The sequence below is a fragment of the Modestobacter sp. VKM Ac-2978 genome, assembly GCF_026968025.1.
Classification (GTDB): Bacteria; Actinomycetota; Actinomycetes; order Mycobacteriales; family Geodermatophilaceae; genus Modestobacter.
This window is the reverse complement of record NZ_JAPVBP010000006.1, coordinates 249,683-274,920: the sequence shown is the minus strand read 5'-3', so window position 1 is coordinate 274,920 and position 25,238 is coordinate 249,683. Positions and strand designations below refer to the sequence as shown.

The window sequence follows — 25,238 nt, the reverse complement described above, 5'->3', positions numbered from 1 at the left end:
GATCAGGATGTCGACCCGGGCGTCCGGCCGTCTTGGACGAATCCGAGTTCCGCGGCCAGCCACCGGGTCGGCGGGAGGCCGCTGAAGGCCCGCCACTCGCGGGTCAGGTGCGCCTGGTCGGCGAAGCCGGTGGCCGCGGCGAGGGCGGCCAGGTCGGGTGGGCCGCCGCCGGTCACCCGGGCGGTCAACGCCCGGCGGGCCCGGTCGAACCGGACGACGCGGGCCGCCTCCTTCGGGGTCAGCCCGGTCTCGGCACGGAACCGGGCGAGCAGGTGCCGCTCCGACCAGCCCACCCGCCCGGCGATGTCGGCGACCCGGAGCCGCCCACCGGAGGCGAGGGTCAGCCGCCAGGCCTCGGTGACCTCGGGCGCGGGTCCGGCCCCGGCCCGCACCCGACGCAGCAGCACGTCCTCCACGGCGGCGAACCGGCCCGCCCAGTCCGGCGCGGACCGCACCCGCTCGGTCAGCTCCGCGCCGTCGGCCCCGAGCACGTCGGCGACCGGGCAGTCGAGGGAGGCCAGCTCTCCGGCCGGCAGGCCGAGGAGCGCCCGGGCGCCCAGCGGGGTGAGCGCCAGCTGGAGGCCGGTCTGCCGCCCGGTCTGGGTGATCAGCGCCGGGCGGGTGTGCAGCCCACCGAGCAGCGCGTCGTACCGGCCCGGCGCCTGCTGGGGGTCGGGGTGCGCGGCCAGCACGAGCGGCTCGTCGACGGTGACGACGAAGGTGAGGAAGGGGGACGGCAGCCCCCGGTGCACCCCCGAGGCGGACCCGCCGTACCGGTAGCCCACCGCACTGGGGACGAACGGGCGCAGCGCCGGGTGCGGGCGGACGTGCACCCACTCGTCGGACACCGCACCAGGATGGCGGTCCCGGTCCGGCACGTCACCCTCTCGCGGCACCGGCCACCGGTCGTCGTCCCTGCTGTGTTCAATGGTGCCGTGCACCCCGGAGACCCGACGGCTCGTCCGTGCCCCACCCGGTGACCGCTGCGGAGAGCGCCGGTGCCCGGGCGAGGGTCGCCGCGGTACGTGCCACCGAGCTGCTCGACGCGGCCGCCGAGGAGTCCTTCGACCGGCTGACCGCCCTCGCCCGGCGGTTGACCGGGGCACCGGTGGCCCTGCTCACCGTCGTCGACGACCAGCGGTCCTACTGGCTGAGCCGCCAGGGCACGGAGCCGGGTGGCCCCGTGCAGAGCACCGTCGAGGAGTCCTTCTGCCAGTACGTGCTGGGTGGGGAGCCCCTGGTCCTGGACGACGTGACCGCCGACGAGCGGACGAAGCGGAACCCGCACGTCGAGGAGCTGGGCGTCCGCGCCTGGGCCGGCTTCCCGGTGCACACCCCCGACGGGGAGGTGCTCGGCAGCTTCTGCGTGGTCGACACCGTCGCCCACGAGTGGACCACGCACGACATCGAGCTGCTGGAGGACCTGGCGGCCATCGCGTCCCGTGAGGTGGCGTTGCGGGTGACCATGCTCCGGGCCGAGCAGGCCCGGGCCGAGGCACGGGCGGAGGCGGACCGCGCTGCCCTGCTGGCCCGCATCGGCGACCTGCTCACCGCCGGCCTGGAGCCCGCCGGCGTCTGGCAGGCGATCGCCCGGCTGGCCGTCCCGGCACTGGGCGCCCTCGCCTACGTCTGCACCGTGGAGCGCGACGGCAGCCTGGCCCCCGTGGCCGTCCGGCACGCCGACCCCGACCAGCTCGCGGTCCTCGAGGAGTGGGTGCACGGCATGGGCCGCCGGATCGGCGAGGCCTCCGGTCCCGGCCACGTCGCCGTGACCGGCCGGGTCCAGCTGATCGACGTCCCCGCGGACGCCGCGCTGACCCCCGACCAGCGGGACGCGGCCGCCCGACTGGGGGTCAGCAGCGCGCTCGTCGCGCCGCTGAGCAGCCGCGATGGCGTGGTCGCGGTCCTGGTGGTGGCCCGGACCGGGGCGGCACCGCCGTACAGCGGGGTCGAGCAGGAGCTGGTCACCGCGATGGCCGACCGAGCCGCACTGGTGGTGGAGAACGCCTTGGCCTACGCCTGGCAGCGCTCGATGTCGGAGACGATGCAGCGTGCGCTGCTGCCCCCGGTGCTGCCCCACCCCGAGCACCTGCAGCTGGCCGCCCGGTACCAGCCGGCCGGGGATGCCCAACTGGTCGGCGGGGACTGGTACGACGCCTACCTGGACGCCCGGGGCACCACCAGCCTGGTCATCGGCGACGTCGCCGGCCACGACATCGAGGCGGCGGCCACGATGGGCCAACTGCGCACGATGCTGCGGATGGCCGGGCACGACGGCACCGCGACCGCCGGCACCGTGCTGGCCGCCGTGGACGCCGCCTGCGACACCCTGGCGCACGGGGTGTTCGCCACCGTCCTGGTCGCCCAGATCGACGGCGACCCGGCGACCTCCCCCGGTGGAGAGCGGAGCATCCGCTGGTCCTCGGCGGGGCACCCGCCGCCGCTGCTGCTGCACGCCGACGGCCGCGTCGACGTGCTCACCGACCCGGTCGGGATGCCGCTGGGCGTGCTGCCCGACCAGCTGCGCCCGGACCACCTGTGCTCCCTGCCCGCCGGGTCCACGCTGCTGCTCTACACCGACGGGCTGATCGAGCACGGCGCCGGCCCGGCCGGCGCCCGGGACCTCGACCAGGGCCTGGAGCGCCTGGTCGGGGTGCTCACCGGCGCCGCCGCGCTGGGCCTGGACGCGCTGTGCGACCGGGTGGTCGACACGCTGCTGCCCGCCTCCGGCGCCGACGACGACGTGGCCCTCATCGCCGTCCGGGTCGCACCACCCACCGCTGGGACCTAGGCCTCGACCCGGGCGGTCTCCCGGCGCATCCGCAGCCCGTGCAGGAGCAGGCCGGCGGCGAGCACCGCCCCGACCCCCTCGCCGGCGCGCAGCCGCAGGTCCAGCAGCGGCTCGCAGCCGAGGGCCTGCAGGACGGCGTCGCTGCCCCGCTCCCGGCTGCGCTGCCCGGCCACCAGCGCCGACTGCGCCGCGGGCTCCAGCAGCACGGCGACCAGCGCCGCGACCGCGGTGGCGAACCCGTCGAGGACGACGACCGCCCCTGCCTCCGCCGCCCCCAGCACCACCCCGGCGAGCACGGCGAGCTCGGGTCCGCCCAGCTCGGCCAGCGCGGTCAGCGGGTCGAGGTCGGGGCCGGCCCGGGTCAGCGCCGCCGCGACGACGTCCCGCTTGCGCTCGACCATGGCCGCGTCCGCGCCGGACCCGAGCCCGGCCACCACGGCTGGTTCCACGTGCAACAGCGCGGCGGCCAGGGCGGCGGCGACCGTGGTGTTGCCGACGCCCACCTCACCGACGGCCACCAGCCCTGCCCGGCCGTGCTCGACGCCCAGTGCCCGGCCGGCCGCCAGCAGCGCAGCGGCGTCCGCCGCGGTCATCGCCGGCCCGGTCATCAGGTCACCGCGGGCTCCCGACGGCCGGGCCACGACCGCACCGGGCACCGCCGGCCCGGCGACCCCGGCGTCCACCACGACCAGGTCCAGCCCCGCCGACCGGGCGGCGGTCGCCCCCATCGCCACCCCGGCGACCGCGGCGGTGACGACGTCCCGGGTCGCCGACGCCGGGTAGGCCGAGACGCGGTGCGCGGTGACCGGGTGGTCGGCGGCGGCGAGCAGCAGCACACCACCGGACAGACCGCCCCGGCCCAGCGCCACCGCCCGGGCGACCGCGCCGTCCAGCACGCCGAGCGACCCCGGCGGGGTGAGCAGCCGGTCGGCGTCGTCCCGGGCCCCGACGACCTGCTCGGGCGCCGGGCTGCGCAGCCGGGACGGCGGCGGCGCGGGCGCGGCCTCCTCGGCCGGCCACCGGTCGGCCAGCACGACGTCGGACAGCGGCTGCCGACGCGACCAGGCGGCCCGCTCCAGACCCGGCGCCGGCGGGCGCTCGTCGGGCCAGCCCAGGCACAGCCAGCCGAGGGTGACCACCCCGTCGGGCAGGCCGAGCAGGCCGGCGAGCTCGTCGGGGCGGAACAGCGTCACCCAGCCGACGCCCAGGCCCTCCGCCCGCGCGGCCAGCCACAGGTTCTGGACGGCGGTGGCGCAGCTCCACAGGTCGGCGTCGGGGAAGGTCGCCCGGCCCAGCACGCCGGCCGCCGGGGCCCGCCGGTCGCAGCAGACGACGACGCCCAGTGGCGCCTCCCGGACGCCGGCCAGCTGCAGGTCCAGCAGCCGGGCGGCGGCGTCCGGGTCGAGCTGGGCGGCCTGGCGCAGCCGCTCCCGGTCGGTGAGGACGGCGGCGGTGTCCCGGATGCCGGCGTCCCGGACGACGACGAACCGCCACGGCTGGCTGTGCCCCACCGACGGCGCCTGGTGCGCGGCGGTGAGCACCCGGGTGAGCACCTCGTCGGGCACCGGGTCCGGGCGGTAGCGCCGGACGTCGCGGCGGGCCTCGACCGTGCGGTACAGCCCGGCCCGGTCGGCCTCCGGCAGCGCCCAGCCGGCGGGGTCGGCGGCGCGCTCAGTGGCCGCGGTGCCGTCGCCGATCAGCGGCACCGGCCGCGGGTACGTCATCCCTCCACCTGCCGCAGGAACCGGCGGACCGTCTCCAGGAAGACCTCGGGCTGCTCGGAGTGCACCCAGTGCCCGGCGTTCTTCACCCGCACCAGCCGGGTCGTCGGGAACAACTCGTCCATCCGCGGCCGGTCGTCGTCGAGCACGTAGGTGGAGTTGGCCCCGGCGATCCACAGCACCGGCTCCTCGTAGGTGGCCCCCGGCGGCGGATCGGGGAACCGGCGCAGCTCGCCCAGGTCGCGGGCCAAGGTCTCCAGGTTCAGCCGCCAGCGCCAGCCGTCACCCTCCCCGACGCCGTCCCGGACCAGGCTCTGCAGCAGGAACGACCGCACCATCGTGCTGGGGACGGCGGCGCGCAGCGCCTGGTCGGCGTCCTCCCGGGTCTCCAGCCGGTCGAGGTCCATGCCCTGCATCGCGGTGATGAACGCGGCGAACGGGGAGGCCTCCTCGTCGGGGTCCTCGGTCCGGCCACCGGACTCGGGGTAGTCGGTCGGGGCGATGTCGACGACGACGAGGGCGCGCAGCAGCTCGGGACGGCGCAGCGCCAGCTGCATCGCCACCTTGCCGCCCATCGAGTGCCCGACCAGCGTCACCGGCTCGCCCAGCTGGGCCAGCTCGGCGGCGACGAACTCGGCCATGTCGACGTAGTCGACCCGGTCGGTCCACGGGGAGTGCCCGTGGTTGGGCAGGTCGAGCAGGGTGACCCGGTGCCCGTCGGCGGCCAGCGCCTTGGCGATCGTCGTCCAGTTGCGGCCCTGGCCGAACAGGCCGTGCACGAAGACCACGTGGGGCCCGGTGTCGCCGAGCGTGCGGGCCGACAGGCGGATGTCCTCGGTCATGCGCTGATCGCAGCACATGTCGTTGCGCCCGGGTGTCGGTGGGCGCCCGTAACGTCGCGCGGACCGGCCGTCGACCCCCAGGAGTTCCCCCGTGCCCGGACGCCGACGGCGCCCCACCAGCTCGTCCCGCACCACCACGACGACCACCCGGACGGCGGCGCCGCGGAAGGCAGCCGCCCGGAAGGCCGCCCCCCGGAAGGCCGCGCCGAAGGCGGGCGCCGAGCTGCCGGTCGCCGGGCCGGGGGAGCGGGTCTGGGTGCTCGCCGTCCCGTTCCGCGCGCCGGCACCGGGGGCGAGCTGGCACGCCGGCCTGTCCGCGCACGTGTACGTGGGCGCCACCCTGCCCGCGGCGCTGGCGCCCTACGACCCGCCGCCGTACAGCCTGGAACGGTTCCTCGAGGACGAGCTGAACGCCGAGCCCCGACCGGTGCCGACGGGCCGCCCGATGTCCCCGCGGCCGGAGCAGGTCACCGGGGCGGCGGTCATCGCCGCGCACGAGGCCGCCGGCGGGCGGATGTTCCTGCTCGGCGACGACCCGGGCGTGGGCAAGACCGGCACCGCCGTCCTGGCCGTCGGGCAGATCGCCGCCCGGCGCGCGGACCAGCAGCGGCCGGTCCGCACGGTGCTGGTCGTCGCCGACCGGCCGGCGGCCATCACGGTGCCACACTGGGCCCGCTCGATCGCGGCCTTCGGCGACAGCGGGCTGCGCTGGTGCGTGACCACCTGGGACCGGCTGGGCAAGGTCGCCGGGCTGACCAAGGCCACCGGGCAGCGGTTCGACGTCGTGGTCGCCGACGAGGCGCACATGGTCCGGCACACCACCACGCAGCGGTGGAAGCACTGGCGGTCAGTGTCCGGCGCCGGCCGGGTCAAGGACGCCCCGTACGTGCTGCTGGCCACCGCGACCCCGGCACACACCCCGCTGGAGCTGCCCTACCTCGCGCCGCACTTCGCCGCCGTCCACGGGGAACCGCTGAAGGAGTGGGCCGACCTGCCCAGCCGGCTCGCGGCGCACGGGTTCCACGTGGAACGTGCCCGGTACGGCTGGAGCTGGACCGAGGACGCCGAGGAGCGCCGGGCGGACCTGACCCGGCTGCGCAGCTGGCTGGCCGACACCGACCCGCCGGCCACGCTGCACCGCCCCGCCCCGTGGGGGCCGGTGTCGGTCACCGGCACCCCGGTCGAGCTGACCCCGGCCGAGCGCGCGCAGTACGAGGCCGAGTGGTCGGAGTTCCGTGCGGAGATGCAGCTGGCCCGCCGGAAGCGGGAGGCCGCCCGCGGCCGGGCAGCGCTGCTGCGGTTCCGGCAGAAGGCCGGGCTGATCCGCGCGCAGGCCACGGTCGACTGGGTGAAGGCCCAGGTGGAGGCCGACCGGCAGGTCGCCGTGTCCGTGGAGTTCGTCGAGACCGCCGCCGACCCGATCCGGGAGGCCCTGCTGGACGGCGGCGTCGCCGTCGCCTCGATCTACGGCCGGGACCGCTTCGACGTGGAGGCCGAGCGGCTCCGCTTCCAGACGGGGGAGGCCCCGGTGTGCGTGTTCACCGTGACCGCCTCGATCAGCCTGCACGCCGGGGAGGTGCTGCCCGGCGGGCGCACCGCGTCGACCACGCCGCGGGTCGGGCTGTTCCACCAGCCGCGGTTCTCCGGGATCGCCGCCCGGCAGGTCACCGGCCGCACGCACCGCGACCACCAGGTCTCACCGTGGCGGGTGGCCTTCGCCCAGGACACCGTGGAGGAGGACGTGGCCCGGGTGATGGTCGAGCGGCTGGCGGTCACCGGCTCGACCGCCGGCGGCGACACCGCCGGGCTGCAGCAGATCGCCGAGCTGCTCGACGCCGACTGGCTGCCCACGACCTCGCTGACCGGAGCCGACTAGCGGGGCGCGAGCCGCATCGGCAGGTGCGGGATGCCGTCCTCGACGTAGTCCGGCCCCGAGCGACGGAACCCGAACCGCTCGTACCAGGACTCCAGGTACGCCTGGGCGCCGATGTCGATCGTGCGCCCCGCGCACAGCTCGATGCCGCGGGCGACGAGCTGGGCAGACAGCCCTCGACCCCGGGCACCCTCCGCTGTGGCGACCCGGCCGATCGCCCGGTCCTCGCCGTTGGTCAGCACCCGGATCGTGGACAACACCGTGCCGTCGTCCGCCTCGTGCCAGAGGTGCACGGTGGTCGGCTCGGCGTCCCGTCCGTCCAGCTCCGGGTACGGGCAGGCCTGCTCCACGACGAAGACGTCGACCCGCAGCCGCAGGATCCCGTAGAGCTCGGCCGGGGTCAGCTCGGCGAAGGCCGCCTCGCGCAGGGCGGGTGCATCGGTCACCGGTGCATCGTCGCAAGCGGTCAGGACGCCGCTCGCCGCAGGTGCTCGCGGTGGGCCAGCAGCGCCCAGACGACGTGCCCGAGGTCCATCCGCTCCCCGCCGGCCGGCCAGGCATCGGGCAGTGCGGCGTCCGGCACCAGGGTCAGCAGCGGCCGCGACGACGCGGCCTCCCTCGCGGGCAGGCCGTCGGCGAAGGCCGGGTCGGCCGGACCCCAGACCCGCTGCCCGGCCCGGTCGTGGGCCACCAGCTCCCGCCCCCGACGGTCCAGCACCAGACCCTCGTCGTGCACCAGGCCGTGGTCGACGTCGCAGAGCAGCACCATCGCCGACACGTCGGTGCGGCCACCCAGCCGCCACGGGGTGAGGTGGTGGGCGTGCAGCCGCTCGATCCGGGTCTCGGTGCAGCCCGGCCGGGCACAGCCGCCGTCCCGGGCCAGCAGCGCCCGCCGCTGCGTCACGGTGGCCAGCCGCCGGCGCCGACCGAGTGCGAGCGGCTGACCGTTCCGTTCGACGACCACCGTCAGCGCCGCCTCGCACGCCATCCGCCGGACCTGCGCCGGGGTGAGCGGCGGGCCGCCCTCCAGGTGCGCCCGCCCCGCCGCGGCGTCGTCGGCCAGGACGTCGGCGTCCACGTGCACCACCACCTCCCGGCGCGGCGGGTCGCCCGCCCGTCGTCCGGTGTCGGCGGCGACCTCGGCCAGCTGGGCCAGCGCCCGGCATCGCCGCGCGCTCATCCGTTCCCGCGGGAACGTCTTGGGGTCCGCCGGGCAGTCGGCGGCGGCAGCGGCCGCCCGGGTCGTGGCGGCGCGGTCCCGGCGGGCGTCGAGCTCGGCCAGCGACTCGACCGACGCCAGCAGCGCCGCGCCGGCCTCGCCGTCCATCCGGACCTGCAGAACGAGCATCCCGTCGGCGTCCCAGTGCCACTGGAAGAACCGCTTCTCCGCGACCAGCTCCTCGTCGACGGCGTCCGACCGGCGCCAGGCCCGCACGACCCGCTCCACCTGGGAGGCCGTGGCGTGCCGCGCCAGCTCGACCAGCTCGACCTCGGTGCCGGCATCGGCCACCCGGGTGATCGCCCGCACCTTCGAGCAGGACAGCCGGCCCGCGGCGAACGCCTCCGCCGTCACCGGCAGCGAGCCGAGCGCGCGGGCGACCCGCACGTGCTCCCGCGCGGCACCCGGGCTCATCCCGCACTGCCAGGCCAGCCAGTGCGCACAGCTCTGCACGCCGACCTCGCCCCAGCCCTCGCGGGCGTCGAACTCCGCGACCAGCCGCAGCCAGGCAGCGGTCGCCGCCGCCAGCCGCACCGCCCCCGACCGGATCTCCCGGGCCAGCTCCTCGACCGACCGCTGCTCCGACATCCCACGCACCGCCGCGACTGCACCCATGACCCGACGCTAGGGCCGAGGTACGACAGGAACCGCAGCTCAGCGACCCGGCGACGTTCCCGCGGGAACGCCTCAGCGGGTCCGCGGCTCAGCCGGCGGCGCGGTACTGGGCGGCGACGTCCGCGTCGGACAGCACGCTCGCGTAGACGCTCACGTGCGCGACCGACCCGGCGAAGTGCTCGCTCCGCGGGTTCGCCGGCCACGTCGGGCCGATCGAGTCGTACCCGACCCGCCAGTAGCCGGTGAACGGCTCGGCCGAGGTCGCCTCCGGGCGCGCGGCGACCAGGGCGCCGTCCACGTAGAGCCGCAGGCCGGTGCCCGGGGAGAAGGTGGCCGTCATCTGGTGCCAGGCGCCGTCGTTGTACCCGTCGCGGGACGTCGTCGTCTGAGGGGACCCGCTGTAGACGCCGAAGGTGAGCTTGCCGGAGTTGGTCATGTAGACGTGCCGGTCGTACTGGCTGGAGGCGGCCCCGTTGCTGCCGTTGCCGAACCCGATCAGCTTGCCGCCCTCCCTGGTGGTGGTCGAGAACCAGACCTGGACGGTGAAGGTCTGGGGGTTGGCCAGCGCCGTCGTGGAGTAGACGAAGCCGGAGCCACCGTCGAGCCTGACCGCCTTGCCGTCGCCGCCGCAGGCCGGGCCGGGGACCCGGTAGGTCACCCCGCCGCCGCTGTAGTACCCGTTGACCGCGCCGGCGTAGAGCCCGCTGTTCGCGGCGACCGGCCCGGCGCTCTCCTGCAGGGCCAGATAGCCGGGCGCGCTCGCGCCGGCGGAGGTGCAGGTGTAGTAGCGGGCCGAGGCCCAGGAGTTGGCGTCGTTCGCGGTGGTCGCGGTGAAGACGGCGCCCGCCACCGAGAGTCCGGGCAGGGCGCCGAGCAGGGCGGCGAGGCCGACGGCGACCGCGGGGACGGCGGCCCGGGCGGCCCGCCACGGGTTCCCCGTCGCCGGCTCCTCGCCGTCCTCGGGCGTGCGGTGGGCCAGCGCGAGCGCGACGACGAGTGCGAGCAGGGCCGCACCGCCGGCGAGGGGGAGCGCCCGGCCCTCGGCGGCCCACAGCACCGGTAGGCCCAGACCGGGCAGCCGGAGCGCCCCGACGCCGTGCACGGCGGACGGGTCGACGAGCTGCGGGTCAGGGGTGGGGTTGGCGTCGCCCTGCAGGCGCAGGCCGCCGTCCTCGACGGCGACCAGCCGGTGTAGGCGCAACAGGCCGGGGGAGTCGGGGTCGTCGACGAGGAGCACGTCACCGACGGCGAGCTCCGCGGCGGGCACCGGCCGGACGACGGCGACGTCCCCGGGGGAGACGCCGGGTGCCATCGACCCGGACAGGACGACGGTGGTCTGCCAGCCGACCACGGTCGGCGCGACGGAGGCGAGCAGCAGCAGCGCCACGGTGCCGAGCAGCGCCCGGGCGAGGCTGCTGACCACCAGCGCGGACGTGCTGCGGCGCCAGGCGGCGACGCGGGTGGCGGTCATCGGGTGCGTGCCTCCCAGACGAGGCTGAGCGTCGCGGTGCCGTTCTGAGTGCTGGCGGGTGCGCTCGCCCGCAGCGTGTAGCCGATCTGATAGACCCGGCTGGTCGGCGCTGCCCCGGAGCTGGTCCAGCTGCCCACGCCGACGGTCCAGCCGTCGGTGGGGAATGCGGCGAGGGTGCCGGTGTAGGCCGTGGCGGAGGGCTGGAAGCCGGTGCAGCTGCCGCTGCCGCCTCCCGTCCCCACGGCGATGGTGAGGTCGAGCTGACCCGCCAGCCCGTTGGTGCTGCTCCGGCCGGTGCCGTACAAGCGGACGGTCGCCGGCGACCCGGCGGCCGCGACGGCGATGCACCTGGTGGCTGTGGCCCTGGGCCGCAGCCCCGTGGCGGTGAACATCCGGACGGCGGAGTCGTCGTCGGTCAGAGTGAGCGTGCCGGTGCTCACGGTGGGCAACGGCCGGCTGACGGTGGTGTCGCTGAACCCGGCGTAGGCGCCGTGCCACACGAGGGCTGCGGCCAGCACCAGCGCCGTGCCGGCCGAGACAGCCGTGCCGAGGCGCACCCGGCGCGCACGATGAGACCTCACCCCGTTCCATCGGCGGGACCGGACCGGACGTTGAGCTCCCCCGTCACCCTCCCGGGTGAGCAGGGCGGTGTTAGCGTCGGGAGCTGACACGGGGTGTCCCACCGGGGACTGAGAGCACACCCGTCGAACCTGCTCCAGTTGGTACTGGCGAAGGGATGTCACGGCGATGGACGCCATCGATCTGCGCGCTGCCGGCACGGCCTTGCGCGACTCCGCACCCCTGGTGCACTGCCTGACCAACACGGTCGTGCAGACGATCACCGCCAACGCGCTGCTGGCGATCGGCGCTGCACCGGCCATGGTCGACGACCCGGCCGAGGCCGGTGAGTTCGCCGCTGTCGCCTCCGCTGTGCTGGTCAACGTGGGCACGGTGCAGCAGCGCACCGCCGAGGCGATGCGGCTCGCCGCCCGCACCGCCGGCGAGGTGGGCACCCCGTGGGTGCTGGACCCGGTGGCCGTCGGCGGGCTCACCTTCCGCACCGAGCTCGCCGCCGACCTGGTGGAGCTGCGCCCGACCGTCGTCCGGGGCAACGCCTCGGAGGTGCTGGCCCTGGCCGGCGCGGGCAAGGGCGGCCGTGGCGTGGAGAGCACCGACTCCCCGGAGGCGGCGCTGGAGACGGCGCAGGAGCTGGCCCGCCGGACCGGTGGCGTCGTCGCGGTCAGCGGTCCGGTCGACGTCGTCACCGACGGGGACCGGGTCGTCCGGGTGGGGGGCGGCTCCCCGCTGCTCACCCGCACCACCGGCGCCGGCTGCGCGCTCGGCGGCATCGTCGCCGCCTACGCCGCCACCACCGGTGACCCGCTCATCGCCGTGGTCGCCGCCCACGCGCACGTGGCGCTGGCCGCCGAGGCCGCCGCTGGGCTCGCCGCCGGGCCCGGCACCTTCGCCGCGCTGTGGCTGGACGCGCTGGACGCGGTCGACGGCGACGCGCTCGCCCGCGCCGACGTCCGCAGCGCATGAGGGCCGGCTTCGACCCCCGGCTCTACCTGGTCACCGACACGCTGCTCTGCGCGCCCCGGTCGGTGCCCGAGGTGGTCGCCGCCGCCGTCTCCGGTGGGGTGACCGCCGTCCAGGTGCGGGACAAGACCGCCGGCCGCCGCGACCTGCTGGCCCTCACCCGCGCGGTGCAGGAGGTGCTCCGGCCGACCCCGCACGTCCGGCTCTTCGTCAACGACGCCGTCGACGTCGCCCTGCTCACCGGGGCCGACGGCGTGCACCTGGGCCAGGACGACCTGCCGGCCGCCGACGTCCGGACGCTGCTGGGGCCCGACGCCCTGATCGGCGTCTCCGTCGGCAGCGCGGCCGAGCTCGACGACGTGCTCGCCCTCCCGCCCGGCACCGCCGACCTGGTCGGGCTCAGCCCGGTCTGGTCGACGCCGACCAAGCCGGACGCCGGCGCCGCCCTGGAGCTCCCGGGCACCCGCGCGCTGGCCACCCGGGCCCGCGCCGGGGGCCTGCTGTCGGTGGCCATCGGCGGCATCTCCGCCGCCACGGCCGCTGCGGTGGCCGGCACCGGGGTCGACGGCATCTGCGTGGTCTCCGACATCTGCGCCGCCACCGACCCGGCGGCCGCCGCCCGTACGCTGCGCGCCGCGATGGCCGGGGAGCTGGTGGCCCGATGACCGCAGCAGTGGCCCTGACCGTGGCCGGCAGCGACCCCAGCGGCGGCGCCGGCATCCAGGCCGACCTGAAGACCTTCAGCGCGCTCGGCGTCTACGGCACCGCGGTGCTCACCGCACTCACCGCGCAGAACACCCGCGGCGTCACCGGGGTGCACCAGGTGCCGGCCGAGTTCGTCGGCGCGCAGCTGGCCACCCTGCTGGACGACGTGACCGTGCACGCCACCAAGCTCGGCATGCTCGGCACCGCGGACGTCGTGCGGACGGTCGCCGCCGCGCTGGCCGACCGCCCGGGCGGCCCCGTGGTCTGCGACCCGGTGATGGTGGCGACCAGCGGCGACCGGCTGATCTCGGAGGAGGCGGTGGACGCCGTCCGCACCGACCTGCTGCCGGTGACCGACCTGCTCACCCCGAACGTGCCCGAGGCGGCGGCCCTGCTGGACGTGGCGCCGGCGACGACGGTCGAGGAGCTGGCCCCGCAGGCCCGCGCGCTGCTGGAACTCGGGCCGGTGGCCGTGCTGCTCAAGGGCGGGCACCTGGGCGGGGACGAGAGCGTCGACGTGCTGGCGACGGCGGCCGGGGTGCTGGAGACCCGGCGGCCGCGGGTGGCGACGTCGTCGACCCACGGCACCGGCTGCACGCTGTCCTCGGCGCTCGCGGCGCTGGCCGCCCGCGCTCGGCTCGCGGGGGACGAGCTGGACTGGGCGCCGCTGGTCGACGGGGCCCGGGACTACCTGCAGGCCGCGCTCGAGGCGGGGGAGTCCCTCGGCGTCGGCTCCGGGCACGGGCCGGTGCACCACTTCGCCGGCCACTGGTGAGCCGGCCGCGCTGACTCAGCTGTCGCCGAGGACCTCGCGCAACACCCGGGCGGCCAGCTCGTCGCCGCCGGCGGCGGCGATGGAGAAGTGCTCGACGGCGGTGTCGACGTCGCCGGTCTCCAGCAGCAGCACGGCCAGGTTGTGGTGGGCGTGCAGGTCACCGCCCTCGACCCCGGCCCGGTAGGCGGCCTCGGCGGCGACGGCGTCGTCCAGCTCGTCGCGGTACAGGTTGCCCAACGGGAGCCAGGTCGCGACCTCACCACGGGCCGCGCCCCGCTCCAGCACCGCCCGGGCCTCCTCGACCCGCCCCGTACTGCGCAGCAGGTCGGCCAGGCCGGTACGGGCGTGCTGGTGGTGGTCGGCGCCCGCCCGCAGCTCCGGCTCCAGAGCCCGGTCGTGGCTCTCCTGCCAGCGCCAGCAGGCCAGGGTCGCGCGGGCCACCGGGTTGCCGGCGTCCGCAGCGACCTGCGCCCAGTGCCAGGCCGCCAGTTGCCGCCCGGACGACCGCAGCAGGTACGCCAGCTCCAGCGCCGCCGGGTGCGCGCCGCGCTCGGCCGCGACCCGGAACGTCCGCTCGACCTCGGCCGCCCGGTCCTGGCCCTGCAGCGCCACGCTCAGCGCGGCCCAGCCTCCCGGCTCTCCCCGGTCCACCGCAGTCCGGGCGGCGGTCTCCGCCTCCGACCAGCACCCCAGCCGCAGCAGCGCCCGGGCCAGGTCCAGCCAGGCGTCGTCCTGTCCGGCATCGGCCGCCCGGCGGTACGCCACGGCGGCCTCTGCCCAGCGTCCGAGGACGCCCAGGCAGGAGCCCAGGTGGCGGAGCGCGACCGGGTCGCCGTGCGCTGCCGCCCTCCCCAGGAGCTCGACCGCCTGCTCGTGGTCGCCCAGGTCGGCGAGCGCGCAGCCGCGGTCGACGAGGGCGTCGACGTCGGGGCCGTTCTCCGGGTCCAGGGGCACGTCGGCAGTCTGTCGTGATCACCGGGTCCGGCGCATGCCCCGAAGGGGCGGGTCCACCCGTTCAGGGGGTCCAGTCCGGTGGGTCGGCCGGCTGGAGGGCCGGGTCGTCGGCGGCCAGCGTGCGCACCGGACCGGGCGTCGTGCGCGGGCCCTCGAACCGGACGGTCACCCGGTTGAGCCCGCTGCCCCACACCCAGCCGGAGCCGAGGTCGGGGTGGACGACGTCCTGCCCCGGGTACCAGGCGACGACGACGGGGCCCGGATCCGGGTCGGCCGGCAGCTCCGCGGGCTCGACCAGCTCGACGGGCTCCACCACCTCGGTGGGCTCGGCGAACAGGTCGCCCTGCGCGTACGGCGACAGCCCCGAGACGCCGACGCCGAGCAGCCGGAGGCCGCCGCTGCGGTCCACGGCGCCGAGCAGCCGGTGGGCGATCTCGGCGATCTGTCGCGGGTCGTCGACGGCGTGGGCCAGGGTCTGCGACCGGGTGAGGGTGCTGAAGTCGTAGCGGCGGACCTTCAGCGTCACGGTGCGCCCGGAGGTGCCCGAGCGCTGCAGCCGGCTGCCCACCCGGGTCGCCAGCGCCTCGATCTCGGTGGCCAGCCGGGCCGGGTCGGTCAGGTCGCGGGCGAAGGTCTCCTCGGCGCTGACCGACTTGGCCTCCCGGTCGGTGACCACCGGCCGGTCATCGTCCGCGCGGGCCAGCCGGTACAGCCCGGCGCCGTGCGCCTGGCCGACCAGGCTGGTCAGGTCGACCAGCGACAGCCGGTGCAGGTCGCCGATGGTCTTCACCCCGATCTGGGCCAGCCGCTCGGCCGTCGCCGGCCCGACGCCGCCCAGGGCGCGCACCGGCAGCGGGTGCAGGACGGCGAGCTCCTCCCCGGGCGGGACGACGGTCAGCCCGTCCGGCTTGTCCAGCTCGGAGCCGATCTTCGCCACCGCCTTGGAGGTGCCGATCCCGACCGACCCGGTGACGCCGCCGGTGGCGACGGCGATCCGGGCCTTGAGCTCGGCGGCCAGCGCCGTGACCCCGGGGACCGACAGGTCGTGCCCACCGGCGGCCAGGTCGACGTAGGCCTCGTCGATGGAGACCGGCTCGACCAGCGGGGAGAGCTCCCGCAGCAGCGCCATCACCACCTCCGACGTCCGCCGGTAGGCGGCGAAGCGGCCACCGAGGAAGGCGGTGCCCGGCGGGCAGAGCCGGCGCGCCTCGGCGGTGGGCATGGCGCTGCGGGCGCCGAACGCCCGGGCCTCGTAGGAGGCGGTGGAGACGACGCCGCGGCCGCCCGTGCCCCCGACGACGACCGGCCGGCCGCGCAGGGAGGGCTTGTCCCGCTGCTCGACGGCGGCGAAGAACGCATCGAGGTCCAGGTGCAGGATGCTGGGCTCCCGACGCACGCCCTCCATGATGCCGCGCCATGATGACCGCATGGTCGAACAGAGCAGCTGGAGCCGGATGTCCCAGGAGGACCCGGCACACTCCGCCGCCTACGTCGAGCGGTTCCGCCGGCTGGCCGCCGAGGGCGCGGACCTGGCGGGGGAGGCGCGGCTGGTCGACGCGCTGCTGCCCCGCGGCGCCCGGGTGCTGGACGCCGGTTGCGGTCCCGGCCGGGTCGGCGCCGTCCTGTTCGCCGCCGGGCACGAGGTGGTCGGGGTGGACGCCGACCCGGTGCTGATCGCCGCCGCCGAGGCCGACCACCCCGGGCCCCACTGGCTGGTCGGTGACCTCGCCGAACTGGACCTCCCCGACCGGTTCGACGGGATCGTCTGCGCCGGCAACGTGATGGCCTTCCTCGCGCCGAGCACCCGGAGCGAGGTGCTCCGCCGGCTGCGCACCCACCTGCGCCCGGACGGGCGGGCGGCGATCGGCTTCGGCGCCGGGCGCGGCTACGCCTTCGAGGAGTTCCTCGCCGACGCCGACGGCGCCGGACTGACCCCCGACGTGCTGCTGTCCACCTGGGACCTGCGGCCCTACTCCCCGGACGCCGACTTCCTGGTCGCCGTCCTGCGCCCGGCATGACCCTCCTGCCCGACCCGGCGACCTTCTCCCGGCGCGACGACCAGCGCTCGGCGGGCCGCACCCGGTTCGTCGCCACCGGCGCGCAGACCCGCGGCGACTTCGGGCTGTTCGAGGTGACCATGGCCCCGGGCGGCAGCGGCCCCGGGCCGCACCTGCACCGCACGTTCAGCGAGTCGTTCCACGTGCTGGAGGGGTCGCTGGCGGTGCTGGCGAACGGCGAGTGGACGACGGCGCACGCCGGTGACCTGGTCTACGTGCCGCGCTCCGGGGTGCACGCGTTCCGGTCGGTCGGCCCGGACGTCGGGGCCCGGTTCCAGATCCTCTTCACCCCCGGCATCCCGCGGGAGGAGTACTTCGAGGGGCTGCTGGAGCTGCACGCCGGTGGCCGGACCCCGACACCAGCGGAGATCGACGAGTTCGCGCTCCGGCACGACCAGCTCAACCTGCGGGACTGAGCCCGACTGTGCACCGGCCGGGGTGAGTCACTCGCAGGCGGTGCCGTCCCCGTCGCCGTCCATCCGGTCGGACCACCCGGGGTCGCCGCGGTGCAGGGGTGCCGCGCCGGCTGCCCGGGCGGCGTCGCAGTTCGCGAAGGGCTCGACCGCGGTGGACGTTCCCGCGGGAACGTCCACCGGAACCGGCGCGGCCGCTGTCGGGACCGGCTCACCTCGGCAGGTGTCCAGCACCCGGGCGATGGCGTCGTGCTCGGCCTGGGTGACCCACAGGCCGTAGATGGCCTTCACCGCGACCTGGCGGGCGACGTAGGCGCAGCGGTAGCCGCGGTGGTCCGGCAGCCAGGTGGCGGCGTCGCCGTCGCCCTTCTGCCGGTTCGCCGCGTAGTCGACGGCGAGCAGGTTGAGCGGGTCGTTGGCGAAGGCGGTGCGCCGGGCCTCGTCCCAGCCGAACGCGCCGGTCTGCCAGCCGTTGCTGAGCGCGACGACGTGGTCGATGTCGACGCTGCTGCCATCGCCCTTCTCGAACGCGATGGTCTGGGCGGTGTACGGGTCGACCAGGGTGCCGCTGACCACCACGCAGTCCTGGGTGCCCGGCCGGAACTGCTCCTGCGTCAGGTCGCGGGCCAGCACGTCGTTGCGGGTGTCGCAGCCGTTGCGGTCGACGTCGGCCCAGGTGGCACCGAACTCGTCACGGTCGTAACCGGTCTTCGCCGCGCGGCCCTTCACCGGGAGCGTGGCCAGCACGTCGGCGGCGGACTGGCCAGACGTGGGGGCGGCGGAGGGCGACTGCTGGGCGGCCTCGGAGACGATGTCCGCTCCTGTGGCGGCCGGGGTGTCGGCCGGTGCGCAGGCGGCGGTGCCGAAGACGGCGAGCGCGGCCAGCGCGGTGATGCGGTGTTTCACGTGGAGCCCCCGGGGAGTCGGCCAGCCCCGACGGTAGGTTCCGTGCGGCCCGGATCGGCGGACCTGCCGGGCGCGCCGGGCGACGTGTCGCCGCCCGGCGCGGGGGGATCAGCCCCGGCCACCCCGACCGTTGCCGTTGCCGTTGCCGTTGCTGGTCGCGTCAGCGGTGCTGGCGACCTCGACGGCCTCGGCACTGTCGACCTCGGGGGCGGGAGCGGGGGCAGGGGCGGGCTCGTTCTTGCTCGCCTTGTTGCGCGCGGCGGAGGAGACGGCCTGGCCGTGCTCCCGGCCCGTCGCGAAGCTGGACTTGGCGACCGACGAGACGACCTGTCCGTGGTTCACCGGGGCCGACGGCTCGGCCGGCACCTCGGGGGCCGTGGGCTCCTCGGTCTCCTCCGGCTCCGGCTCGGGCGTCGGCTCGGGCGTCGGCTCGGTGGTCGGGTCGGCCGTGGGCTCCTCGGTCTCCGGCGCCTCGGGGGCGGCCGGCTCCGAGGTCTCCGGGGCCTCGGTCGGGTCAACGACGCCTGTGGGCTCGGTGACGGCGGTGTCCTCCGTGGTGCTGACCTCCGACGTCGTCGGCTCGGCCGCGGCGGTGACCACCTGGGTGGTCACGGCAGCGCCACCGCCGGCCACGACGACGGCCGTCGCGCCGGCGGCCACCTTGGCGGCCAGTGAGGCGGAGACGGCCTTGGTGAGCAGGCCGGAGAGGAGCGAGAGCACAGGTGACCTCCAGGTCGTGGATCGAGCGTTGCCTGGAGCATCGGCAGCCGGGTGCCCATGGTTGAGTCGCCCGGGTCTCGTATCCCCGATCGAGTGAACGCCGGTCAGCGGGGGAGCGGGATCCAGTACCGCCGGGCGCGGCCCAGCTCGGTGTCCCGGACGTCCTCCAGGAGCCCACCTGCCCGCTCGATCACCCGCGCCGAGGCCTGGTTGCCCTCCTCGCAGGTGAGGAGCACCTGGTCCAGCCCCAGAGCACGGGCCCGGCTCAGCACCTGGCCCAGTGCCCAGGTCGCCACACCGCGCCGGCGGGCCGAGGGGCGGACGCCGTACCCGATGTGACCGCCTGCCCGGAGCAGGAAGTCGTTGAGCTGGTGGCGCAGCGCGATGGCCCCCAGCACGGTGTCGCCCTCGACGATCCACCAGTAGGTGCAGTGCACGAGCCCCTCGGCGATGGGCCGCCCCGGGTCCGACTCCTCGCGCAGCCGTTCGACCCAGGCCGCGAAGCCCTCGGGCGTCTCGACGTCGTCCTCGGGCCGCAGGCCGGCGCCGTCCTCGTGCACCCCGGCGCCCCACTCGCGGTGCGCGGCGAGCCAGGCGACGTGCAACCGCGGAGTCGGCTCGACCAGGTCGGGCACGGGGATCAGTTGGCCATGTCGACGAAGCGGCTGTAGTGGCCCTGGAAGGCGACGGTGACGTTCGCGGTGGGGCCGTTGCGGTGCTTGACCAGCATGATGTCGGCCTCGCCGGCCCGCGGGGACTCCTTCTCGTACATGTCCTCGCGGTGGATCATCATCACCATGTCGGCGTCCTGCTCGATCGAGCCGGACTCGCGGAGGTCGGAGAGCATCGGCTTCTTGTCCTGCCGCTGCTCCGAGCCACGGTTCAGCTGGCTCATCGCGATCACCGGCAGCTCGAGCTCCTTGGCCAGCAGCTTCAGCGCACGGGAGAACTCCGAGACCTCCTGCTGGCGGCTCTCCACCTTCTTGCCCGACGTCATCAGCTGCAGGTAGTCGATGACGATGAGCTTGAGGTCGTTGCGCTGCTTGAGCCGCCGCGCCTTGGCCCGGATCTCCATCATCGTCATGTTGGGGGAGTCGTCGATGTAGAGCGGGGCGTCGGCGATCTCACCCATCCGGCGGGCCAGCTTCGACCAGTCCTCGTCCGACAGCGTGCCGGCGCGCATGTGGTGCAGCGGCACCTTCGCCTCGGCCGACAGCAGACGCATGGTGATCTCGTGCTTGCTCATCTCGAGCGAGAAGATCGCCGCCGGCATGTGGTGCTTCACCGTGGCCGAGCGGGCGATGTCCAGCCCCAGCGTGCTCTTGCCGACACCGGGGCGGGCGGCGATGACCACCATCTGGCCGGCCTGCAGGCCGTTGGTGAGCTCGTCGAGGTCACGGATGCCGGTGGGGACGCCCCGCGCGGTGCCACCGCGGGAGGCGATGGCGTCCAGCTCGTCCATCGTGGGCTGCAGGACGTCGGCGAGGCGGGAGTAGTCCTCGCTCATCCGCTTCTCGGTGACGTCGTAGATCTCCTGCTGGGCGCGGTCGACGATGTCGTCGACGTCGCCCTTCCCGCCGGCCGCGCCGTAACCGAGCTGGACGACCCGGGTGCCGGCCTCGACCAGCCGCCGCAGCACCGCCTGCTCCGCGACGATCGCCGCGTAGTACCCGGCGTTCGCCGCGGTCGGGGTGGAGGCGATGAGCGTGTGCAGGTAGACCGCGCCGCCCATCTTCGACAGCTGGTCGGTGCGGTTCAGCTCCGCGGCGACGGTGATCGCGTCGGCGGGCTCACCCCGGCCGTACAGGTCGAGGATGACGTCGAAGACGACCTGGTGGGCCGGGCGGTAGAAGTCCGGGCCCGCCAGGACCTCGACCACGTCGGCGATCGCGTCCTTGCTCATCAGCATGCCGCCCAGGACCGACTGCTCGGCAGCGACGTCCTGAGGGGGCTGCCGGTCGTACTCCGGAGCCGTGGCCCTCGGCCTGCTGATGTCGTCGACGACCGCCACGCTGATGTTCTCCTCGTCCCCTGCTCCTGCTGCCGTTCGAACGTGCGTTCGGACAACAGCTACCACCGGGCGCCGACAGTTCGTGCCCGGCGGTAGCTGGGGGTGACGTTAGGAACCCGGGAGGGGGCGCGTCCAACACCGCTGTGCACGCCGATCTGCACAACTTGTGGACAAGTCGGTGGACAGAGGCGGTCACCGTGTGGAGACCGTGGTGGACCCGCGGACGTCGCGTCCCCGCCACCCCCTCGTCACCTGCGCCGGAGCCTCTCCCGGGGTGTGGACAGGAGAAATCCGGGAACTCGTCGCAGAACTCGCCGCCCGGGCGTGTCGGCAGATCCCCGCAGGTCACACGCGTAACGGGTCGGCGGTGGGGACGCCGTCGTCGAGGCTCGGCGGCGCTGCGCGGTGCCGGACGGGTCGGGGGCGCCGTTCACCTGCCGTCCACGGCGGGACGGCGCCCGTGTCGACACGGGAGGACGCCCAGCAGACCCCGGGAACGCCACGAGGGGCGCCGGACCGGAGTCCGACGCCCCTCGTGGGGACAGTGCTGTGGATCAGCCGGCGACGACGTCCACGGTCACCGGCACGGAGACCTCCGGGTGGACCCGCACCGTGACGGTGTGGGTGCCGAGGCTCTTGATGCTGCTGGGCAGCTCGATCCGGCGACGGTCGAGCTCCGGGCCACCGGCCGAGGTCACCGCGGCGGCGACGTCGGCGGTGGTGATGCGGCCGAAGAGGCGACCACCGTCACCGGACCGGGCCGGCAGCGTGACGGTCAGCTTCGAGAGCTGACCGGCGACCGCCTGGGCCTCCTCGAGCGAACGCACGTCCCGGGCAGCGCGCGCCCGGCGCAGGCTGTTGACCTGCTTCTCGGCACCACGGGTGGCCAGCATGGCCAGCCCGCGGGGCAGGAGGTAGTTGCGGGCGTAACCGCCCTTGACCTCGACGGTGTCGCCGGAGGAACCGAGACCGGTGACCTCCTGCGTCAGGATCAGCTTCATGGTGCTCATGATCAGCGCGCCGTGGAGGTGTAGGGCAGCAGTGCCATCTCGCGGCTGTTCTTCACGGCCACGGCGACGTCACGCTGGTGCTGGCTGCAGTTGCCGCTGACGCGGCGGGCACGGATCTTGCCGCGGTCGGAGATGAACTTCCGCAGCAGGGTCGTGTCCTTGTAGTCGATGTAGGTCGCCTTGTCCTTGCAGAACTGGCAGACCTTCTTCTTGATCTTGCGGGGGGGAGGCTTGGGCACTTGGGGTTCTCCTGAGAGATCAGTACAGGGAGTTTGTCGGCCCCGTCGCAGGGCCCCACGCCGCGCGGAGCGTGGTGTGGGGGGCGACGGGGTCCTTCATCAGAAGGGCGGTTCGTCGGACGACGCCGGCGGGGTGGACCAGGGGTCGCTCGCTCCGCCACCGGAGAAGCCACCACCACCGCCACCGCTGCCACCGCTGTTGCCGCCGCCGCCGCCGAACCCGCCGCCGCCACCCTCGCTGCGCGCAGCGCGGGTGACCTTGGCGGTGGCGTACCGCAGGGAGGGGCCGATCTCGTCGACCTCCAGCTCGATGACGGTGCGCTTCTCGCCTTCCTTCGTGTCGAAGGACCGCTGCTTCAGCCGGCCCGACACGATGACCCGCGAACCGCGGGTGAGCGACTCGGCGACGTTCTCCGCCGCCTGACGCCAGACGTTGCAGCGGAGGAACAGCGCTTCGCCGTCCTTCCACTCCTGCGACTGACGGTCGAAGGTGCGGGGCGTCGAGGCGACGGTGAAGTTGGCGACGGCGGCGCCGGACGGGGTGAACCGCAGCTCCGGGTCGGCCGTCAGGTTCCCGATGACGGTGATGACGGTCTCGCCGGCCATGGTCAGTGAGCCTCGGGGCGCATCAGCTTGGTGCGCAGGATGGACTCGTTGAGGTTCAGCTGACGGTCCAGCTCGGCGACGGCGGCCGGCTCGGCCTGGATGTCGACGATGGCGTAGATGCCCTCGGCCTTCTTGTCGATCTCGTAGGCCAGCCGGCGGCGGCCCCAGATCTCGGTCTTGACGGTGCCACCGGAGTTGGTGACGACGGTCAGGAAACGATCCAGGCTGGGAGCGATGGTCCGCTCCTCGAGCTCAGGGTCGAGGATGATCATCAGTTCGTAGTTACGCACGGAGAACCCCACCTCCTCTGGTCTCAGCGGCCGCAGGGTGTCTGCAGCAGGAGGGTCGTACATGCGTCGCGCGCCCGGACCTGCTCGGAGCAGGAGAGGACGCGCACCGACCAGGCTACCAGTGGGTTCCACCCGCTGTGCCCGGGCGGCGGGAGGCCTAGTCTCCTGCGGGTGGCTGAGCAGCTGATCGGCGTGCACGTCGGACCGGGCCTGACCGAGGAGAACGAGCTGCTGGACGGCGGCCCGCTGGCCCGCGCCGCCGAGCTGGACGCCGACGCGGTGCAGGTGTTCCTCGCCGATCCCCAGGGCTGGAAGGCGCCGAAGCCGCGCCCGGACGCCGAGGCGCTGCTCGGCTCCGACGTCGCCGTGTTCGTGCACGCCCCCTACGTGCTCAACGTCGCCTCGACGAACAACCGGATCCGGATCCCCAGCCGCAAGCTGCTCGGCCAGCACGCCCAGGCGTCGGCCGCGGTCGGCGCTCGGGGCATGGTCGTGCACGGCGGGCACGTGCTGGCGAAGGACGACCCGGCGGCCGGCGTCGACAACTGGCGCAAGACCTTCGCCCGGCAGGCCGACGAGGGCGGCTTCGGCGTCCCGGTGCTCATCGAGAACACCGCCGGCGGGGACAACGCGATGGCCCGCGAGCTCGACGCCGTCGCCCGGCTGTGGGAGGCCGTGGGGGAGTTCGGCGCGGGGTTCGTGCTGGACACCTGCCACGCCTGGGCCGCGGGCTGGGACCTCGCCCGGGTGGTGGACGACGTCCGGGCGATCACCGGGCGGATCGACCTGGTGCACCTGAACAACAGCCGTGACCCGGCCGGCTCCGGTCGCGACCGGCACGCGCCGCTGACCACCGGGGAGATCCCGCTGGAGCTGCTGGTGGGCGTGGCCCGCACCGCCGGCGCCCCCGTCGTCCTGGAGACCCCCGGGGACACCGCGGGTCACGCCGAGGAGATCACCCTGCTGCGCGGAGCGCTCGCCGGCTGAGGCCTGCGCCGCAGCGTGAACCGGTCGGGGGCCTGGTCCAGGACGCCGCCGGCGGGGTCGTCGGTGCCCGGCCAGCTGCGCCGCACCAGGTCCCGGTCCGGGGACCACACCTCCCGCACGACCAGCGCCATCAGGACGAGGACGGCGACGTCGCGCACCACCACGGCGAGGTAGAACCACTCCACGTCCAGGCCGTTCTCGTCCGCCCCGAGGTAATAGAGCATGGTCGTCATCCAGACCAGCACCTCGGTCGCCTGCCAGAGCAGCAGCGAGCGCCACCGCGGGCGGGCCAGCACGGCCAGCGGCAGCAGCCACAGCGAGAACTGCGGGCTCCACACCTTGTTCAGCAGCAGGAAGGCCGCGACCAGCAGGAACGCCAGCTGGGGCAGCCGCGGGCGCAGCGGGGCCGCCAGGGCCAGCCAGGCCACGGCCGCGGCCGACAGCAGCAACACCACCGCGACGGTCGTGTTGAGCACCGACGGCGTCTGCCCCTCGGCCAGCGGACCGTCCAGGATCCGGTCGCCGGTCAGGTCCAGGGCGATCGCCCAGATGCTCTCCGGGTTCGCCGGCCGGACGTCGCTGAAGGTGAAGAACCGGGCCCAGTTCTCCGGCGCGACGAGGGCGACGGGCAGGTTGACCGCCAGCCAGGCCAACCCGGCGGCCACGATCGCCGACAGCCACGCCCGCAGCCGGCCGGCGCGCAGGCACAGCACGAAGAGCACGCCGAGGACGATCACCGGGTACAGCTTCGCCGCGACCCCCAGCCCGATCAGCACGCCGGCGATCACCGGGTGCCGGCGCGCCCAGGCCCACATGCCGAGGGTGGTCAGGGCGATGGCCAGCAGGTCCCAGTTGGTGAAGGCGTGCACCAGCAGCAGCGGCGACAGCGCGACCATCGCGGCGTCCCAGGGCCGGCGGCCGGCCAGACCCAGGACGCCACGGGTGACCAGGAGCGCCAGTGCCGACAGCAGCAGACAGGTGACGACGTAGAAGCTGGCCACCGGCACGGTGGAGATGCCCGCCGCGAGCCCGTCCCAGCCCCGCGCGACCACCGCGGCGAGCTGCATCAGCGCACCGGTGAGCACCGGGTACTCGACGGCGGAGTCCAGGTAGGGCACCTGCCCGTCGCCGATCCCGTGGGTGAAGAACAGCGGGACGGCGTCGTTGTAGCAGAAGTGGGTGTACTGCTTGCTGCCCGTCCAGTTGCCGGTGGCGCACGGCGCCTGCTTGGCCCAGGCCAGCCCGAGCACGACCACGGTGAACAGCAGGCTCACCCGCAGCGGCGTCCAGAAGCGGGCGCGCCCGGTGACGGCGTGCCGACCCCAGGGGCCGCCCACCGCCTCGCTGGCCTGGACCGCCACCGGGTCGGTCCAGGACGGCACGATGCGGTCGGGTCCCGGCGGTGCAGAAACCTCGGGCCCGCCCCCCGGCTGGTCGGCCGGGACGGACGGGCCCGTCGGTGTCGCACTCACCAGGTCAGTCTGCCTGCTGCCC

Annotated in this window: 26 protein-coding genes and 1 riboswitch; of the genes, 8 read left to right on the top strand and 18 right to left on the bottom strand. The window is 75.2% G+C overall.

What is annotated here, in order from left to right; genetic code table 11:
• Positions 1 to 2: 2 nt before the first annotated feature.
• Positions 3 to 848 carry a helix-turn-helix domain-containing protein gene (locus O2W53_RS16540; protein WP_269164147.1) on the bottom strand — a complete coding sequence of 282 codons (846 nt, stop codon included), beginning with the start codon at positions 846 to 848 and terminating at the stop codon, positions 3 to 5.
• 116 nt (positions 849 to 964) lie between these two features.
• Between O2W53_RS16540 and O2W53_RS16535 the strand changes: the two genes are divergently transcribed.
• On the top strand, positions 965 to 2,791 hold the full coding sequence (locus O2W53_RS16535) for a SpoIIE family protein phosphatase (protein ID WP_269164146.1): 1,827 nt from the start codon (positions 965 to 967) through the stop codon (positions 2,789 to 2,791).
• Here O2W53_RS16535 and bluB read toward each other — a convergent pair.
• Positions 2,788 to 4,515 carry a 5,6-dimethylbenzimidazole synthase gene (gene bluB / locus O2W53_RS16530; protein ID WP_269164145.1) on the bottom strand — a complete coding sequence of 576 codons (1,728 nt, stop codon included), beginning with the start codon at positions 4,513 to 4,515 and terminating at the stop codon, positions 2,788 to 2,790. The genes O2W53_RS16535 and bluB overlap by 4 nt on opposite strands.
• Entirely contained in the window at positions 4,512 to 5,354 is an 843-nt protein-coding gene (locus O2W53_RS16525; RefSeq protein WP_269164144.1) for an alpha/beta fold hydrolase, read from the bottom strand. Before O2W53_RS16525 ends, bluB begins: the two co-directional genes overlap by 4 nt.
• A gap of 91 nt (positions 5,355 to 5,445) precedes the next feature.
• On the opposite strand from O2W53_RS16525, the gene O2W53_RS16520 reads away from it, so the two are divergent.
• Positions 5,446 to 7,230: a helicase gene (locus O2W53_RS16520; RefSeq protein WP_269164143.1), complete on the top strand. Its 1,785-nt coding sequence runs from the start codon at positions 5,446 to 5,448 to the stop codon at positions 7,228 to 7,230.
• Here O2W53_RS16520 and O2W53_RS16515 read toward each other — a convergent pair.
• From O2W53_RS16515 to O2W53_RS16500, 4 genes are all read right to left on the bottom strand, one after another.
• Positions 7,227 to 7,673 carry a GNAT family N-acetyltransferase gene (locus O2W53_RS16515; protein ID WP_269164142.1) on the bottom strand — a complete coding sequence of 149 codons (447 nt, stop codon included), beginning with the start codon at positions 7,671 to 7,673 and terminating at the stop codon, positions 7,227 to 7,229. The genes O2W53_RS16520 and O2W53_RS16515 overlap by 4 nt on opposite strands.
• A 20-nt stretch (positions 7,674 to 7,693) precedes the next feature.
• Positions 7,694 to 9,061, bottom strand: a complete 1,368-nt coding sequence (locus O2W53_RS16510; RefSeq protein WP_269164141.1) for an HNH endonuclease signature motif containing protein — start codon at positions 9,059 to 9,061, stop codon at positions 7,694 to 7,696.
• Between the two features lie 88 nt (positions 9,062 to 9,149).
• Positions 9,150 to 10,532, bottom strand: a complete 1,383-nt coding sequence (locus O2W53_RS16505) for a LamG-like jellyroll fold domain-containing protein (RefSeq protein WP_269164140.1) — start codon at positions 10,530 to 10,532, stop codon at positions 9,150 to 9,152.
• Complete coding sequence (locus tag O2W53_RS16500; RefSeq protein WP_269164139.1) at positions 10,529 to 11,089, bottom strand: hypothetical protein; 561 nt, start codon at positions 11,087 to 11,089, stop codon at positions 10,529 to 10,531. Before O2W53_RS16500 ends, O2W53_RS16505 begins: the two co-directional genes overlap by 4 nt.
• 103 nt (positions 11,090 to 11,192) lie before the next feature.
• Positions 11,193 to 11,286: riboswitch (TPP riboswitch) on the top strand.
• Between O2W53_RS16500 and thiM the strand changes: the two genes are divergently transcribed.
• The 3 genes from thiM to thiD all read left to right on the top strand — a co-directional run bounded on the left by thiM (position 11,280) and on the right by thiD (position 13,551).
• Complete coding sequence (gene thiM, locus O2W53_RS16495; protein WP_269164138.1) at positions 11,280 to 12,074, top strand: hydroxyethylthiazole kinase; 795 nt, start codon at positions 11,280 to 11,282, stop codon at positions 12,072 to 12,074. It overlaps the preceding riboswitch by 7 nt.
• On the top strand, positions 12,071 to 12,736 hold the full coding sequence (gene thiE / locus O2W53_RS16490; RefSeq protein WP_269164137.1) for a thiamine phosphate synthase: 666 nt from the start codon (positions 12,071 to 12,073) through the stop codon (positions 12,734 to 12,736). The genes thiM and thiE overlap by 4 nt, the downstream gene beginning before the upstream one ends.
• A complete protein-coding gene (thiD, locus tag O2W53_RS16485) occupies positions 12,733 to 13,551 on the top strand; it encodes a bifunctional hydroxymethylpyrimidine kinase/phosphomethylpyrimidine kinase (protein ID WP_269164136.1) in 819 nt (272 codons plus the stop codon). Before thiE ends, thiD begins: the two co-directional genes overlap by 4 nt.
• Before the next feature lie 15 nt (positions 13,552 to 13,566).
• On the opposite strand, the gene O2W53_RS16480 is transcribed toward thiD, so the two are convergent.
• Together O2W53_RS16480 and O2W53_RS16475 are read right to left on the bottom strand one after the other, a co-directional pair.
• Positions 13,567 to 14,505, bottom strand: a complete 939-nt coding sequence (locus O2W53_RS16480) for a tetratricopeptide repeat protein (protein ID WP_269164135.1) — start codon at positions 14,503 to 14,505, stop codon at positions 13,567 to 13,569.
• A 61-nt stretch (positions 14,506 to 14,566) separates the two neighbouring features.
• Complete coding sequence (locus O2W53_RS16475) at positions 14,567 to 15,901, bottom strand: DNA polymerase IV (RefSeq protein WP_269164134.1); 1,335 nt, start codon at positions 15,899 to 15,901, stop codon at positions 14,567 to 14,569.
• A 31-nt stretch (positions 15,902 to 15,932) separates the two neighbouring features.
• Between O2W53_RS16475 and O2W53_RS16470 the strand changes: the two genes are divergently transcribed.
• Entirely contained in the window at positions 15,933 to 16,523 is a 591-nt protein-coding gene (locus tag O2W53_RS16470) for a class I SAM-dependent methyltransferase (protein ID WP_269164133.1), read from the top strand.
• A complete protein-coding gene (locus tag O2W53_RS16465) occupies positions 16,520 to 16,978 on the top strand; it encodes a cupin domain-containing protein (protein ID WP_269164132.1) in 459 nt (152 codons plus the stop codon). The genes O2W53_RS16470 and O2W53_RS16465 overlap by 4 nt, the downstream gene beginning before the upstream one ends.
• Positions 16,979 to 17,005: 27 nt before the next feature.
• Here the strand turns inward: O2W53_RS16465 and O2W53_RS16460 are convergent, their stop codons facing one another.
• The 8 genes from O2W53_RS16460 to rpsF all read right to left on the bottom strand — a co-directional run bounded on the left by O2W53_RS16460 (position 17,006) and on the right by rpsF (position 22,757).
• On the bottom strand, positions 17,006 to 17,881 hold the full coding sequence (locus O2W53_RS16460) for a GmrSD restriction endonuclease domain-containing protein (RefSeq protein ID WP_269164131.1): 876 nt from the start codon (positions 17,879 to 17,881) through the stop codon (positions 17,006 to 17,008).
• 108 nt (positions 17,882 to 17,989) lie between these two features.
• On the bottom strand, positions 17,990 to 18,601 hold the full coding sequence (locus tag O2W53_RS16455; RefSeq protein ID WP_269164130.1) for a hypothetical protein: 612 nt from the start codon (positions 18,599 to 18,601) through the stop codon (positions 17,990 to 17,992).
• Positions 18,602 to 18,705: 104 nt separating this feature from the next.
• Entirely contained in the window at positions 18,706 to 19,236 is a 531-nt protein-coding gene (locus O2W53_RS16450) for a GNAT family N-acetyltransferase (protein ID WP_269164129.1), read from the bottom strand.
• A 5-nt stretch (positions 19,237 to 19,241) separates the two neighbouring features.
• A complete protein-coding gene (dnaB, locus tag O2W53_RS16445; RefSeq protein WP_269164128.1) occupies positions 19,242 to 20,612 on the bottom strand; it encodes a replicative DNA helicase in 1,371 nt (456 codons plus the stop codon).
• A 554-nt stretch (positions 20,613 to 21,166) separates the two neighbouring features.
• A complete protein-coding gene (gene rplI / locus O2W53_RS16440; protein WP_269164127.1) occupies positions 21,167 to 21,613 on the bottom strand; it encodes a 50S ribosomal protein L9 in 447 nt (148 codons plus the stop codon).
• Positions 21,614 to 21,624: 11 nt separating this feature from the next.
• Positions 21,625 to 21,861 carry a 30S ribosomal protein S18 gene (gene rpsR, locus O2W53_RS16435; protein ID WP_036333041.1) on the bottom strand — a complete coding sequence of 79 codons (237 nt, stop codon included), beginning with the start codon at positions 21,859 to 21,861 and terminating at the stop codon, positions 21,625 to 21,627.
• Positions 21,862 to 21,960: 99 nt separating this feature from the next.
• Entirely contained in the window at positions 21,961 to 22,467 is a 507-nt protein-coding gene (locus tag O2W53_RS16430; RefSeq protein ID WP_269157708.1) for a single-stranded DNA-binding protein, read from the bottom strand.
• Positions 22,468 to 22,469: 2 nt separating this feature from the next.
• Positions 22,470 to 22,757 (bottom strand): 30S ribosomal protein S6, encoded by a 288-nt coding sequence (rpsF, locus tag O2W53_RS16425; protein ID WP_036333081.1) that lies wholly within the window; start codon positions 22,755 to 22,757, stop codon positions 22,470 to 22,472.
• 171 nt (positions 22,758 to 22,928) lie between these two features.
• On the opposite strand from rpsF, the gene O2W53_RS16420 reads away from it, so the two are divergent.
• Positions 22,929 to 23,744, top strand: a complete 816-nt coding sequence (locus tag O2W53_RS16420) for a deoxyribonuclease IV (protein WP_269164126.1) — start codon at positions 22,929 to 22,931, stop codon at positions 23,742 to 23,744.
• Here the strand turns inward: O2W53_RS16420 and O2W53_RS16415 are convergent.
• Positions 23,699 to 25,216 (bottom strand): glycosyltransferase family 87 protein, encoded by a 1,518-nt coding sequence (locus O2W53_RS16415; RefSeq protein ID WP_269164125.1) that lies wholly within the window; start codon positions 25,214 to 25,216, stop codon positions 23,699 to 23,701. The two genes, O2W53_RS16420 and O2W53_RS16415, sit on opposite strands and share 46 nt — an antisense overlap.
• Positions 25,217 to 25,238 lie beyond the last annotated feature (22 nt).

Bases quoted from the DNA above. Each gene is read 5' to 3' on its own strand.
- O2W53_RS16525 (WP_269164144.1), bottom strand. From the start codon at position 5,354: ATGACCGAGGACATCCGCCTGTCGGCCCGCACGCTCGGCGACACCGGG.
- O2W53_RS16470 (WP_269164133.1), top strand. From the start codon at position 15,933: ATGGTCGAACAGAGCAGCTGGAGCCGGATGTCCCAGGAGGACCCGGCA.
- thiM (WP_269164138.1), top strand. From the start codon at position 11,280: ATGGACGCCATCGATCTGCGCGCTGCCGGCACGGCCTTGCGCGACTCC.
- thiE (WP_269164137.1), top strand. From the start codon at position 12,071: ATGAGGGCCGGCTTCGACCCCCGGCTCTACCTGGTCACCGACACGCTG.
- O2W53_RS16465 (WP_269164132.1), top strand. From the start codon at position 16,520: ATGACCCTCCTGCCCGACCCGGCGACCTTCTCCCGGCGCGACGACCAG.
- O2W53_RS16430 (WP_269157708.1), bottom strand. From the start codon at position 22,467: ATGGCCGGCGAGACCGTCATCACCGTCATCGGGAACCTGACGGCCGAC.
- O2W53_RS16505 (WP_269164140.1), bottom strand. From the start codon at position 10,532: ATGACCGCCACCCGCGTCGCCGCCTGGCGCCGCAGCACGTCCGCGCTG.
- O2W53_RS16510 (WP_269164141.1), bottom strand. From the start codon at position 9,061: ATGGGTGCAGTCGCGGCGGTGCGTGGGATGTCGGAGCAGCGGTCGGTC.
- rplI (WP_269164127.1), bottom strand. From the start codon at position 21,613: ATGAAGCTGATCCTGACGCAGGAGGTCACCGGTCTCGGTTCCTCCGGC.
- bluB (WP_269164145.1), bottom strand. From the start codon at position 4,515: ATGACGTACCCGCGGCCGGTGCCGCTGATCGGCGACGGCACCGCGGCC.
- thiD (WP_269164136.1), top strand. From the start codon at position 12,733: ATGACCGCAGCAGTGGCCCTGACCGTGGCCGGCAGCGACCCCAGCGGC.